General features: G+C 72.8%; 11 protein-coding genes and 1 pseudogene. 9 read left to right on the forward strand and 3 right to left on the reverse strand.

Features of this window, described 5'->3' with window-relative positions; translation table 11 throughout:
* Positions 1-107 precede the first annotated feature (107 nt).
* The 3 genes from Q0283_RS02390 to Q0283_RS02400 all read left to right on the forward strand — a co-directional run bounded on the left by Q0283_RS02390 (position 108) and on the right by Q0283_RS02400 (position 2,503).
* Positions 108-671 carry a YceI family protein gene (locus Q0283_RS02390; RefSeq protein ID WP_010145364.1) on the forward strand — a complete coding sequence of 188 codons (564 nt, stop codon included), beginning with the start codon at positions 108-110 and terminating at the stop codon, positions 669-671.
* A 258-nt stretch (positions 672-929) separates the two neighbouring features.
* Positions 930-1,652, forward strand: coding sequence for a dienelactone hydrolase family protein (locus Q0283_RS02395; protein ID WP_298042586.1), 723 nt, complete (start codon positions 930-932; stop codon positions 1,650-1,652).
* Positions 1,653-1,657: 5 nt separating this feature from the next.
* Positions 1,658-2,503, forward strand: a complete 846-nt coding sequence (locus Q0283_RS02400; protein ID WP_298042589.1) for a LysR family transcriptional regulator substrate-binding protein — start codon at positions 1,658-1,660, stop codon at positions 2,501-2,503.
* A gap of 16 nt (positions 2,504-2,519) precedes the next feature.
* Here Q0283_RS02400 and Q0283_RS02405 read toward each other — a convergent pair whose 3' ends face one another.
* Both Q0283_RS02405 and Q0283_RS02410 read right to left on the reverse strand, forming a co-directional pair.
* Positions 2,520-3,089: a gluconokinase gene (locus Q0283_RS02405; RefSeq protein WP_298042591.1), complete on the reverse strand. Its 570-nt coding sequence runs from the start codon at positions 3,087-3,089 to the stop codon at positions 2,520-2,522.
* 39 nt (positions 3,090-3,128) lie between these two features.
* The gene (locus tag Q0283_RS02410) at positions 3,129-4,457 is read right to left on the reverse strand and encodes a uracil-xanthine permease family protein (protein ID WP_298042609.1); all 1,329 of its coding nucleotides are present in this window, start codon (positions 4,455-4,457) and stop codon (positions 3,129-3,131) included.
* Positions 4,458-4,647: 190 nt separating this feature from the next.
* Between Q0283_RS02410 and Q0283_RS02415 the strand changes: the two genes are divergently transcribed.
* From Q0283_RS02415 to Q0283_RS02430, 4 genes are read left to right on the forward strand one after another with little or no spacing between them, the layout of a single operon-like run.
* Positions 4,648-5,598 carry a carbohydrate kinase gene (locus Q0283_RS02415; RefSeq protein ID WP_298042593.1) on the forward strand — a complete coding sequence of 317 codons (951 nt, stop codon included), beginning with the start codon at positions 4,648-4,650 and terminating at the stop codon, positions 5,596-5,598.
* A gap of 52 nt (positions 5,599-5,650) precedes the next feature.
* Complete coding sequence (locus tag Q0283_RS02420; RefSeq protein WP_183530366.1) at positions 5,651-6,547, forward strand: HAD family hydrolase; 897 nt, start codon at positions 5,651-5,653, stop codon at positions 6,545-6,547.
* A gap of 25 nt (positions 6,548-6,572) precedes the next feature.
* Positions 6,573-7,439 (forward strand): glycerophosphodiester phosphodiesterase, encoded by an 867-nt coding sequence (locus Q0283_RS02425; RefSeq protein WP_298042600.1) that lies wholly within the window; start codon positions 6,573-6,575, stop codon positions 7,437-7,439.
* A gap of 17 nt (positions 7,440-7,456) precedes the next feature.
* Positions 7,457-8,986, forward strand: coding sequence for an aldehyde dehydrogenase family protein (locus Q0283_RS02430; protein WP_183530362.1), 1,530 nt, complete (start codon positions 7,457-7,459; stop codon positions 8,984-8,986).
* A 3-nt stretch (positions 8,987-8,989) separates the two neighbouring features.
* On the opposite strand, the gene pgm is transcribed toward Q0283_RS02430, so the two are convergent.
* On the reverse strand, positions 8,990-10,720 hold the full coding sequence (pgm, locus tag Q0283_RS02435; protein WP_183530360.1) for a phosphoglucomutase (alpha-D-glucose-1,6-bisphosphate-dependent): 1,731 nt from the start codon (positions 10,718-10,720) through the stop codon (positions 8,990-8,992).
* Between the two features lie 137 nt (positions 10,721-10,857).
* On the opposite strand from pgm, the gene Q0283_RS02440 reads away from it, so the two are divergent.
* Complete coding sequence (locus Q0283_RS02440; RefSeq protein ID WP_255459812.1) at positions 10,858-12,153, forward strand: Xaa-Pro peptidase family protein; 1,296 nt, start codon at positions 10,858-10,860, stop codon at positions 12,151-12,153.
* Between the two features lie 115 nt (positions 12,154-12,268).
* Positions 12,269-12,708, forward strand: a pseudogene (locus Q0283_RS02445) (acyl-CoA hydrolase); the annotation flags it as partial.

Below are 12,708 nucleotides of genomic sequence, written 5' to 3' on the forward strand. Positions count from 1 at the left end.
GCAGGAATACTTCCCGGGGAGGCGCTGTTCTATTGAACGTTCAACCATAGAAGGTGGACCGGCCGGACCGCGGTCCGGACGCCGCCGCAACCCAGAGGAGAGCTCATATGACCGCACTGACCCCCGGTACCTGGAACCTGGACGCCACCCACACCGACGTGGACTTCACCGTCCGCCACGCCGGCATCTCCAAGGTCCGCGGCACCTTCAACGCCGTCGAGGGCTCGCTGGTCGTCGGTGACGACGCCACGGCCTCGAACGTGAACGTGACCATCGACGCCAACTCCGTCGACACCGGCCAGCCGGACCGCGACGCCCACATCAAGGCAGCCGACTTCTTCGAGACCGAGGCCCACCCGAACATGACCTTCGTGTCCACCGAGGTGCGTGGAGACGCCGCCGGCGAGTTCACCCTCGTGGGCGACCTGACCATCAAGGGCATCACCCAGCGCGTCGAGCTGGACGCCGAGTTCGGCGGCCAGACCGTGGACGCGTTCGGCATGACCCGCGCCGGCTTCGAGGCCAAGGGCGAGATCTCCCGCAAGGACTTCAACATCACCTGGAACGCCCCCCTGCAGGCCGCCGCCGGTGGCGTGCTCGTCTCCGACAACGTGAAGATCCTGATCGACGCCTCCTTCGTGCTGCCGTCCGAGGAGACCGCCCAGGCCTGATCCTCAAGGGCCTCCTCCGGGAGGTCCCCGCAGCGCCCCCGCCGCGGCCGCCGGCCGACCGGACGCCTGGGGCCGACCACGCCCCCGTTCTCCCGTGGATCTCCCGGGAGGGCGGGGCGTTCCCGACCGCCGGGCGTCCCCGCTACGGGCACTTGCCGTGCGGGAGGGCACCCCTAGACTGGCGATGGACCTGGACCCGGCGGCGCCGAGGGCGCCACGACGCCGGGCCCTGAGGACGAGACCGACGGAGGCCCGTACATGGCAGGCAAGACCGCGCACCAGAACACCACCTTCCCGCTGCCCGACAAGGACCCCGGCCAGGACGGCGACCGGCTGGGCCACGGCTACCTGGCCACGCCCGAGTCCGGATCCGGGCCGGGTGTCATCGTCATCCAGGAGTGGTGGGGACTGACCGACCACATCAGGGACGTGTGTGATCGCCTGGCCGCGGAGGGCTTCACCGCCCTGGCCCCGGACCTCTTCGGCGGCTGGGTGGCCCACGACGGCGACGAGGCCGGCGAGATGATGTCCAAGCTGCCGGCCGAGGAGGGCGCACGCCAGCTGGCCGGCGCCGTGGACTACCTGCTGTCCCTGGACGCGGTGACCTCGCAGACCGTGGGCACCATCGGCTTCTGCATGGGCGGGGGGTTCGTGCTCGCCCTGGCCGCCCAGCAGGGCCCGAAGGTCTCGGCGGCCGTGCCGTTCTACGGAGTGGGCCAGGCCGTCCCGGACGCCTATGCGGGCGTCAGGGCCGCCGTGCAGGGTCACTACGCCGAACAGGACTCGATGTTCCCGCCGGACCAGGCGCGCAAGCAGGAGCAGCAGATCCGCGAGGAGTCTGGTGCCGAGGTGGAGTACTTCTTCTACGACGCCCCGCACGCCTTCCACAACGACGAGAACCCGCAGGGCAACTACCGGCCCGAACAGGCCCGCCTGGCCTGGTCCCGCGCGGTGCAGTTCCTCAAGGACCGGGTGAAGTAGGCCCCGTGCCCCGTGCCCGCGACCGGGCGTCCGATCCGCGGCCGGCGCCCGTCCCGGCCGTCCCGGAGACGCTCTTCCTCTCCACCATCCCCGGTGCCTCCCCCTCCAAGTGGGTGGACCGCTTCACCTCGCGCGAGCGCCGGGCCCAGCTGGTGAACCACGACGTCGGCGGGCAGCTGGCGTTCCTGGCCCCCGGTCCCGGTGGCTCGGCCCCCCGGGGCCTGCCCCAGCTGGGCTACCTGCGCTGGTCGCTGGACTCCGGGCCGGAGGCGCTGCTGCGCGCGGGCGGGATCGATCCGCAGGACGTGCACGTGGTGCGGTTCTACGAGGAGGACCCGGTGGTGTGCGTGGGCAAGGACCACCTGCTCGCCGCCTGGGACCCCGAGGCGGACGGCCCGGTGCCCGTGGAGGAGCTCGACCCGCAGGCACTCATGGACCCGGACCGGTTCGCGCCCGAGCCGCCGGCCGATCCGCTGGAGGCGCCGGAGGTCCCCGGCTCCGGGGAGCGGATGGCCGTGGAGATCGTCGCCAGCGGGACCGGGCACACCGTGCTGCCGGCATCCGTGGCGCGCATGTTCGGCCGCAAGGACGTGATCGTGCTGCCGCTGTCCGGCCACCCGGGCTGGGGCGTGGGTCTGGCCTGGCTGAAGTCGGCGGACTCCGAACTCGTCCAGGACTTCGTCGGGGCCGCCAAGGGCCGACGTCCCGGCTCGTCCCGGAACGATCGCGGACAGTCCGCCGCGGGCTCCGCGTCCACCGGGGCATCGCGGGCGGCGGCGGGCGGGCGACCGGCGAGGAAGCCCTCCAGGGCGCCGGCGAAGTCCTCCTCGAAACCGCGCAAGCGCCGCTGAGCGGCCGTCGGGTCCCTCAGTCCCAGGACAGCACGAAGCCCAGCTCGTCCAGGATGCGGGACGCGGTGGCCTGCGGGTCCTCCGTGGAGGCCACCGTGATCCCGTCCTCCCCCGCGGCCAGCGGTTCCATCAGGGCCGCCTGGCTGTCCACCAGCGAGGCCGGCATGAAGTGTTCCCGCCTCGACGCCAGCCGGGCCCGCAGCTCGTCCGGGGAGGCCAGGATCTGCACCACGGTGACGGGGTAGCCGCACGAACGCAGCACGTCCCGGTGGGCGCGCCTGAGCGCCGAGCAGGCCAGCACCGCGGGCAGTCCGAGCCCGCCCAGCCGGCCCAGCTCCGCGGCGAGCCGGTCGAGCCAGGGCGCGCGGTCGTCCTCGTCCAGGGGGGTCCCGGCGGCCATCTTCTCGCGGTTGGCCACCGGGTGGAAGGCGTCCCCCTCCACCCAGACCCGGCCCAGCGCCGTCGCCACGAGCCGGCCGACCGTGGACTTGCCGGACCCGGTGGGGCCGGACACCACGAGGTGGGCGGCCCCGGCGGGCCAGGGCGCCGGCGTCGGGGGCTGCGGGTGTTCCGTGTGCTCGGCCACGCCCCCAGCGTACGGCGGAACGGGCCGGGACGGGCAGGCTCAGCCGAGGCGGCCGGGCTCGGCCGACTCGTACGGTTCCCCGTCCGGATCGGCGGGGACCGGTTCGGTGCCGCGCCACCGGGCGATGAACGTCATCAGGTGGAACACCACCAGCACCATCGCCGTGCCCAGGGCGATCCCGCCGAACTGCATCCCGCCGAGGTCCAGGGTGGGGTTGGCGATGGCGACGATCAGTCCCGTGCCGGCCGCCATCAGGTTGATGGTGTTGGAGAAGTCCACCGAGTTCTGCACCCAGATGCGCACGCCCATCACGCCGATCATCCCGTACAGGATGATCCCCGCCCCGCCGAGCACCCCGGCGGGGATGGTGTTGATCAGTGCGCCGAACTTGGGCAGGAACGCCAGGGCCAGGGCCGTGCACCCGGCCACCCAGTACGCCGCGGTGGAGTACACGCGGGAGGAGGCCATGACGCCGATGTTCTCCGCGTACGTGGTGGTGCCCACGCCGCCGCCCGCCCCGGACAGGGTGGTGGACAGGCCGTCGGCCATCAGCGCGCGCCCGTAGGAACCCTCCAGGTCGCGGCCGGTCATCAGGCCCACGGTCTTCACGTGCCCGATGTTCTCCGCCACGAGCACGAGCACCACGGGCAGGAACAGGAACAGGACGTTCCAGTGGAACTCGGGCGCGTGGAACGGCGGCAGGCCCACCCAGGCGGCCTGGCCGACCGGGGCGAAGTCGACCTGCCCCTGCACCAGCGCCACCAGGTAGCCCACGATGATGCCCAGCAGGATGGACAGCCGGCCGAGCAGGCCCTTGAACAGGACGGCGGCCACGACGATCGCCAGGGTCGTGGAGAAGGTGGTCAGCGGCACGTCGACCATGGCCTGCGTGGTGGAACCGGCCAGGTTCAGGCCGATCAGCGCGACGATCGTGCCCATCACCACGGGCGGCATCAGGGCGTGGATCCAGCCGACGCCGGCCCTCTGCACCACCAGGCCCACGAGGAACAGGGCCACGCCGGTGACCAGGACGCCTCCGAGGGCACCCCCGATCCCGTGCTGGTTCATGGCCGCGGAGATGGGGGCGATGAACGCGAAGGAACTGCCGAGATAGGACGGCACCCGCCCGGCGGTGATGACCAGGAACAGCAGGGTGCCCACGCCGGAGAAGAACAGGGAGGCGGTCACGGGGAACCCGGTGATGGTGGGGACCAGCACGGTGGCGCCGAACATGGCCATGACGTGCTGCACGCCCACGCCGATGGTCTGCGGCCAGCCCAGCCGCTCGTCCGGGGCGACCACCTCGCCCGGGGCGATGCGCCGGCCGTCACCGTGGACGGTCCAGCCGATGCCGAGGCGTCGGGTCAGTGCGGGACGCGAGGCGGGGCGGCGGCGGGGGGAGTCCGGTCCGGGCGTCCGGTCGGCGGGCGTGTGCGGGTCGTTCGTGGTCACGGTGCACCTTCGGTCGGCGTGCAGGAGGGGCTGTCCGGCCCCGGCGGTGTCCGGCGGGCGGCTTCATCCCCGGGGAGTCAACTGACCCGTAGGGTACCGTTGAATCGTGACTGACTACGTGGGTGTGATCGGCGAGGCGCTCGTCGACGTCGTCGTCTCGGACACCGCCACCCCACGGGCCCACGTGGGTGGAAGTCCCCTGAACGTTGCCGTCGGCCTGGCCCGCCTGGGGGAGAACGTGCTGTTCACCGGGCGCTATGGCCGGGACGAGTACGGGGACATGGTCCGCGACCACCTGGCGCGCAACGGCGTGGACTCCGTCCTGGGCCCGGACGACACCGCGACCTCGGTGGCCACCGCCCGGCTGGACCCCACCGGGGCCGCGAACTACTCGTTCGACCTCGACTGGACGCTGCCCCCCGCCGCGGAGCTCTCCGAGCTGGTCCGCCAGGCCCTGTGCCGGGACGGGAAGAGCCGGACCCTGACGCACGTGCACGCCGGGTCCATCGCCACCATGCTCGAGCCGGGCGCCTCCACCGTCATGGAGCTGCTGTCCACCCTGGAGCCGGACGTCACCCTCAGCTACGACCCGAACTGCCGGCCCTCGATCGTCCCGGACCGCGCCCTGGCCCGGCGCCGGGCGGAGGAGTCCGTGGCGCTCGCCGACGTCGTGCACGCCTCGGACGAGGACCTGGCCTGGCTGTACCCGGACCGCCCGCTCGAGGACACCATCGTGGCGTGGCAGCGGATCGAACCGGCCATGGTGGTGGTCACCCGCGGGGCGACCTCCATCCTCTGCGCCACCGCCGCCGGCGTCTCCGAGCACCCCGTGCACCCCGTGGAGGTGGCGGACACGGTGGGAGCGGGGGACTCGTTCACCGCCGCACTGCTGATCGCCCTCAAGGACCGCGGCCTGCTCGGTGCCGACCGCCGGGAGGCGCTGCGGGGCATCAGCCCGGAGGACACGACGGCGGTGCTCGCCTACGCAGCGCGGGCGGCGGCCATCACCTCCTCCCGGCCGGGCGCCGACCCGCCCACCCGCGACGAGCTCGGCTGAACCGGCCCGGGAGTCCGGTCCGGTCCACCGGCCCCCGGCCTAGAATGGACCCATGTCCCTCCCCGATCCGGCCCTCGATCCGGCACCGCCGGTCAGGCCCGGCGGCGCCACGCGACGTCCCCGGATGATCGCCAGCGACCTGGACGGGACCATCATCGGCTATGAGCACTCCCGCACGGGGTGGGTCTCGCCGCGCACGGTGGCCGCGTTCCAGGCCGCCCATGACGCCGGAGTGCAGGTGGTCTTCGTGACCGGCCGCCCGATCCGCTGGCTGACGCCGGTGGCCGAGGGCCTCGCCCACGCCGGGCCGGTGATCTGCTCCAACGGAGCGGTGGTCTACGACCTGGTCCGTGACACCGTGCTGGAGTCCCGGCCCATGATGCTCGACACCGTCCTGGAGGCCCGGGCCATGATCGCCGCGCTGGACCCCTCGGCGTCCTTCGGCGTGGAGACCCTCGACGGGTTCCACCTCGACGCCGCCTTCATGGACCGCCTGGACGAGGACTCTCCTGCCGAGCTCGCCCGGGGCATCCACGTCGGCCGGTCCCTGGACGAGGTGCTGCCCCCGGAACCGGAGGTGGTGAAGTTCCTGGCCAAGACGCGCAGCAGCGAGCCGGACGCCTTCCTGGCCGAGGTGCGGTCCCTGCTCGGCGAACTGCTGGCCGTCACCCACTCCGCCCCCGGCGTCGCCCTGCTGGAGATGTCCCGCCCGGACGTGAACAAGGCCAGCACCCTGGAGGACTTCGCCGCCCGGCACGGGATCTCCGCCCAGGAGGTGGTCGCCTTCGGGGACATGCCCAACGACCTGGAGATGATCCACTGGGCCGGGACCGGGTACGCCGTGGCCTCCGGGCACCCGCTGCTGCTGGAGGCCGCCGACGCCACCACCGATGCCTGCGACGACGACGGCGTGGCCGCGATCATCGAGCACCTGCTCACCCTGGACTGACCCCGCACCCGCTGCCGTTAGGGTGATGACCGTGAAGCCCCCCAGCCTGCCGCAGTACCTGAAGGACTCGTTGCCCGGCCGCCGGGGCTGGCCCCTGGCCTTCGCCCACCGGGGCGCGGACACCGCCCGGGAGAACACCCTCGCCGCCTTCCGCGCCGCCGTGGAACGCGGCTACGGCTATCTCGAGCTGGACGTGCGCACCACGCGGGACGGCGTGCTCATGGTCTTCCACGACGAGGTGCTGGACCGCGTCACCACCGGTACCGGCCGGGTCTCCGACCACACGTGGGAGGAACTGGCCCGGGTCCGCGTCATCGACCCCGCCCTCACCGGGGCCGCCGCCGGGACCCCCGGGGCCGCCGCGTCCGAGGCCCCGGAGGGTGAGCACCTGCTGCGCTTCGAGGACCTGCTGACCGAGTGGGACGACGTCCGCCTCAACGTGGACCTCAAGGACGACGCGGCGGCCGAGGCGATCGCCCGGATCGTGGCGCGCCATGACGCCTGGGACCGCGTGCTGGTCGCGTCCTTCCACGACTCCCGCCGCCGCAGGTTCACCCGGGCGTCCGGGCGGGCCGTGGCGATGTCCGGCGGGGCGCTGGCGGTCGGGGCCCTCGTGCTCACCGCCCCGCTCGGCCTGACGCGGTTCGTCGCCCGCCGGCTGGCCCACGTCCACTGCGTGCAGGTCCCGGTGAGGCAGGGGCCGATCACGGTGGTCACCCCGCGGTTCGTCTCGCGCTGCCAGGCCGCGGGACTGCAGGTCCACGTCTGGGTCGTGGACGAGCCGGCGGAGATGGAACGGTTGATCGCCCTGGGCGTGGACGGACTGATGACCGATGACGTCGAGGCCCTGGCCGCGGTGATGGAGGCACGTGGTTTCTGGCCCCAGCGGTAGGCCGCTACCGTGGGAGGATGCCTGAGATTCCCGACGCCGTCCAGGACCAGACGATGAGACTCGCCCCGGGCTCCGAGCAGCCCCTCGACGAACCGGGAGCCGGCCTGCCGGTGCCCGCCGGCCCCGCCGTGGCCATGGGAACGGAGGCGCCGGCCGACGCCGTCGGGCGCATGCGGCAGGCCGCCACCCTGCGATTGCCGCACCCGCGCCGGTACCGGGCCGCACAGCTCAAGGGGATCCGGCGGATGCTGGAGGAGGAGGCCGACGCCATCTGCGCGGCCCTCGAGCAGGACCTCGGCAAGTCCCGCACGGAGGCCATGGTCACCGAGGTCCAGGTGACCCGCGCCGAGGCGGACCACGCCCTGCTGTACCTCACCGACTGGATGGAACCGCAGTCCGTGAAGGTCCCGCTGGCCTTCCAGCCGGCCAGTGCCAAGATCGAGGCGCGTCCGCTGGGTGCGGTGCTGGTCATCGCCCCGTGGAACTACCCGTTCCAGCTGCTCATCTCCCCGCTGGTGGCCGCCGTGGCCGCGGGCAACGCCGTGGTGCTCAAGCCCAGTGAGAAGGCCCCGGCCACGTCCGAGCTCATCGGGCGCCTCATCCCGCAGTACCTGGACCCGCGCTCGGTGGCCGTGGTGCAGGGTGGCGCCGAGACCGTCCAGGGGCTGCTGGCCGAGAAGTTCGACCACATCTTCTACACCGGCGGAGAACGGGTCGGCCGGATCGTCTACGAGGCGGCCGCCCGGCAGCTGACCCCCGTCACCCTGGAACTGGGCGGGAAGTCACCGTGCGTGGTGGCGGACGGGCGCAACTGGCCGGCCATCGCCCGGCGCATCGCCTTCGGCAAGTTCACCAACGCCGGACAGACGTGCGTGGCCCCGGACTACGTGCTCGTGGTCGGCGAGGAGACGCAGCGGCAGCTGGAGAGGCACCTGACGAAGGCCATCACCGAGTTCTACGGTGCGGACCCGCAGGCCTCCGCGGACTACGGCCGGCTCATCGACACCCAGCACGCCGAGCGACTGGCCGGCCTGCTGCAGGACGCGCTCGAGCCCGGGGAGGGGCGCGCCCCGGCGCGGCTCGTGCACGGGGGCCGGGCCGACGTGGCGGACAGGTACCTCGAGCCGACCGTGCTGGCGGACGTCTCCGCGGACAGCGCGCTGATGGCCGAGGAGATCTTCGGGCCCATCCTGCCGATCCTGCGCGTGGACACCGTGGAGGAGGCGATCGAGTTCATCAACGCCCGGCCGCATCCGCTGGCCGCCTACCTGTTCACGGACAAGCCCCGTTACCACCGCGCGTTCGAGGAGCGCGTGACCGCCGGCGGGATGGCCTTCGACGTCACGCTGATGCACGTGGGCCTGCCGACCCTGCCGTTCGGCGGCGTGGGGCCCTCGGGGATGGGCTCGTACCACGGGCGTGCCGGGTTCGAGACGTTCTCCCAACTGCGCCCGGCCCTGACGAAGACCGACCAGGTGGACACCCTCAAGGCCGTCTACCCGCCCTACACCTGGACCAAGCGCCAGGCGATCAAGCGCCTGCTCTGACGCTCAGGCGATGACCGCGTCCACGATCGCCTTCGCCTCGGCCTGGACCTGGGCCAGGTGCTCGGCGGAGACGAAGGACTCGGCGTAGATCTTGTAGACGTCCTCGGTGCCGGAGGGGCGCGCGGCGAACCAGGCGTTCTGCGTGGTGACCTTCAGCCCGCCGATGGGCGCCTCGTTCCCGGGCGCCTCGGTCATCGTGGCGATGATCCGCTCCCCGGCCAGGGTGTCCGCGGTGACGTCCGCCGGGGACATCCGCTTCAGCTTGGCCTTCTGCTCCGCGGTGGCCGGGGCGTCGATGCGGGCGTACACCGGGTCCCCGTACCGCGCGACGAGGTCCGCGTAGTACCGGGACGGCGACGTGCCCGTCACCGCCCGGATCTCCGCGGCCAGCAGGCACAGCAGGATCCCGTCCTTGTCCGTGGACCACGGGGTCCCGTCGAAGCACACGAAGGACGCCCCGGCGGACTCCTCCCCGCCGAAGACACCCGTCCCGTCCAGCAGGCCGGGCACGAACCACTTGAAGCCCACCGGCACCTCCACGAGGTCCCGGTCCAGCCCCGCGGCCACCCGGTCGATCATCGAGGAGGAGACGAGCGTCTTCCCGACGCCGGCCCCGGCCGGCCAGTCGTAACGGTGCCGGTAGAGGTAGTCGATCGCCACGGAGAGGAAGTGGTTCGGGTTCATCAGCCCGCCGTCCGGGGTGACGATGCCGTGGCGGTCGGCGTCCGCGTCGTTGCCGGTGGCGATGTCGAACGGCGCCGCAGCGTCCGGTCCCGGCACGTCCGCGTCGGCGCCGGGACCGGACGCGGAACCGGCGTCGGGCCGCATCCGCCCGATCAGCGAGGCCATGGCGTTCGGCGACGAGCAGTCCATCCGGATCCTGCCGTCCCAGTCCAGGGTCATGAACGCCCACTGGGGGTCGACGTCCGGGTTCACGACGGTGAGGTCCAGTCCGTGGCGCTCGGCGATCTCGCCCCAGTACTCCACCGAGGCCCCGCCCATGGGGTCCGCGCCGATGCGGACCTTCGCCCGGCGGATGGCGTCCAGGTCCACGACCTTCGGCAGGTCGGTGACGTAGCGGTCCCGGAAGTCATAGGTGCCCAGCGCCTCGTGGCGCCGCGCCTCGGCCAGCGGGATGCGCCGGACCTCCGCCAGGCCCCCGGCCAGCAGCTCGTTGGCGCGGTCCGCGATCCAGTCCGTGGCGTCGGTGTCCGCGGGGCCGCCGTGGGGCGGGTTGTACTTGAAGCCGCCGTCGGCGGGCGGGTTGTGGGAGGGCGTGATGACGATGCCGTCGGCCAGGTCCTGCCCGTGGGTGCGGTAGTCGTTGAGCACCAGGATGGCGTGGGAGACGGCCGGGGTGGGGGTGTAGCCGTCCCGGGAGTCGATCAGCGTGCGTACCCCGTTGCCCATGAGCACCTCGAGCGCGGTGTCCTGGGCCGGCCCGGACAGGGCGTGGGTGTCCCGGCCCATCAGCAGCGGGCCGGTGATCCCCTGGGCGGCGCGGTACTCGACGATCGCCTGCGTGATGGCGGCGATGTGGTCCTCGTTGAAGGAGGTCTTCAGGGACGAGCCGCGGTGGCCGGAGGTGCCGAAGGAGACCCGCTGCGCCGGGTCCGCGGGGTCCGGATGACGCTCGGCGTAGGCCGCCAGCAGGGCGTCCAGGTCGACGAGGTCTTCGGGGAGGGCCACGGTGCCTGCCCGTTCGGCGGCGGGCGCAGGGGTCTGAGCGTTCATGGCACCACTGTTCCACGAACGCGTGACCACAGGTAGCCGACCGGTGAACATGACCGACGGCGCGGGGACGGCCGGCAGGTGGTGCTGGGGTACGCCCTACCGTTGTCACCCGGTCCCGGGGAGCGGAAAATCGGGTCATGTCCACAGCACGCGTGACCGGGGACGGGCTCACGGTGGGAGCCGCCGCCCCGGGACCGGACGTCGTTCCCGCCCCGGCCATCGCACCCGTTCCGGCCGGGGACGCCGACATCCGCGGGGCGCTGTTCCCCATGGACGAGTACGCCCAGCGGCTGCTGTCGGTGCGCGAGAGGATGGACCGGCAGGGCCTGAGCGCCCTGATGGTCGTGGACCCGGCGAACATCTTCTACCTCACCGGCTATGACGCGTGGTCGTTCTACACCCCGCAGGTCCTCTTCATCCCCCTGGACGGGCCCATGCTGTTGTTCCTGCGGGAGATGGACGCCCTGGGTGCCTTCCGCACCAGCTGGCTGCCCATGGACCAGGTCCTGGGCTATCCGGAACGCTACGTGCACCAGCCCCGGATCCACCCCTTCGACTGGGTCGCCGACGCCCTGCGCCGGCGCGGTCTGGTCGAACCGGCCGCCCGGGGAGGCGTGGGCCTGGAGATGGACGCCCACTTCTTCGCGCCGAAGGCCTACCAGGCGCTCCTGCGGGGGATTCCGGAGTGGTCCCTCGTGGACTGCTTCGAGCTGGTCAACTGGGTGCGGGCGGTGAAGTCGGATGCCGAGATCCGGTACATGCGCCTCGCGTCCCGGGTGACCACGGTGTCGATGCAGGAGGCCATCGACGCGATCGAGCCGGGAGTGCCCCAGAACCAGGTGGCCGCGCACATCGCCGCCGCCCAGGCCGCGGGCACCGAGGACGCGTGGGGTGACTTCCCCGCCATCGTCCCGATGCTGCCCACCGGCGGGTCCGCGGACACCCCGCACCTGACCTGGTCCGATCGCGTGCTGCGGGAGGGTGACGCCGTGGCCGTCGAGCTGGCCGGGGTGCACCGCCGGTACCACGTGCCCCTGGCCCGCACGGTCGTGCTCGGCACGCCGTCGCCCGAACTGCTGCTGCTGGAGGAGGCGGTCGGAGCCGGGCTGCAGGACATCCTCGACGTCGCCGCCCCCGGCGTCCCCGTCCGGGAACTGTCCCGGACGTGGACCCGGACCCTGGCGGGGTACGGGCTGGAGAAGCCCAGTCGCCTCGGGTACTCCATCGGGGTCGGCTTCCCGCCGGACTGGGGGGAGCGGACCATCAGCATCCGTGCCGAGGACGAGAACGTGCTGGCGGAGAACATGACGTTCCACCTGATCTGCGGGATGTGGATGACCGGCTACGGCTACGCGGCCTCGGAATCGATCCGCATCACGGACACCGGCGTCGAGGCCTTCACGCAGTTCCCCCGGCTCATCCTGCGGAAGTGAGCTCCGCCCCCGGTCCGGCGCCACCGGGCGGCCGGGGCGGCCCGGCTGGTTGAATAGGCGGCAGGGGCCGACGAGACGACCGTCAGGCCGGCCCGGGACCGCAGGAGGAACACCGATGTCGCTGCCCCGTTGGGTGCACCTGGGACACCCGGGCCGGATCACGGACACGGGCGAGGGCGAACGCGGGGAAGCGGACGGCGTGGCGGCCCCCTGCCTGGTGCGTGCCGCCACCGCCTCCCACGGCTCGGCGGAGCCCATGCTGGAGGCCCTCGGGGACCTGCCGGCCCAGGAGCTGCCCCGGCCGGGCGGCGGGGACACCCGCGCCCTGTGGGAGCTCCTCGCCTCCGTGGCCGCGGTGGACCTGGTGGCCGCCCGCGTGCTCGAACCCCACCTGGACGCCGTGGCGATCCTGGACCAGGCCGGGGTGCCGGCCCCGCACGGTGTCCTGGGCGTCTACGCCTCCGAGTCCGGGGGGCAGACCCCCGTCGCCCACCGGACCCGCCCCGGACACGCCGACGGGCCCGGTCCCTGGGTGCTGGACGGCACCAAGCCGTG

Source organism: uncultured Citricoccus sp., assembly GCF_937871995.1.
GTDB lineage: Bacteria > Actinomycetota > Actinomycetes > Actinomycetales > Micrococcaceae > Citricoccus.

What these genes read in the sequence shown, in the direction of transcription:
- Q0283_RS02420 (WP_183530366.1), top strand. Translation starts at nt 5,651, where the DNA reads ATGTCCCTCCCCGATCCGGCCCTCGATCCGGCACCGCCGGTCAGGCCC.
- Q0283_RS02395 (WP_298042586.1), top strand. Translation starts at nt 930, where the DNA reads ATGGCAGGCAAGACCGCGCACCAGAACACCACCTTCCCGCTGCCCGAC.
- pgm (WP_183530360.1), bottom strand. Translation starts at nt 10,720, where the DNA reads ATGAACGCTCAGACCCCTGCGCCCGCCGCCGAACGGGCAGGCACCGTG.
- Q0283_RS02440 (WP_255459812.1), top strand. Translation starts at nt 10,858, where the DNA reads ATGTCCACAGCACGCGTGACCGGGGACGGGCTCACGGTGGGAGCCGCC.
- Q0283_RS02430 (WP_183530362.1), top strand. Translation starts at nt 7,457, where the DNA reads ATGCCTGAGATTCCCGACGCCGTCCAGGACCAGACGATGAGACTCGCC.
- Q0283_RS02390 (WP_010145364.1), top strand. Translation starts at nt 108, where the DNA reads ATGACCGCACTGACCCCCGGTACCTGGAACCTGGACGCCACCCACACC.
- Q0283_RS02425 (WP_298042600.1), top strand. Translation starts at nt 6,573, where the DNA reads ATGACCGTGAAGCCCCCCAGCCTGCCGCAGTACCTGAAGGACTCGTTG.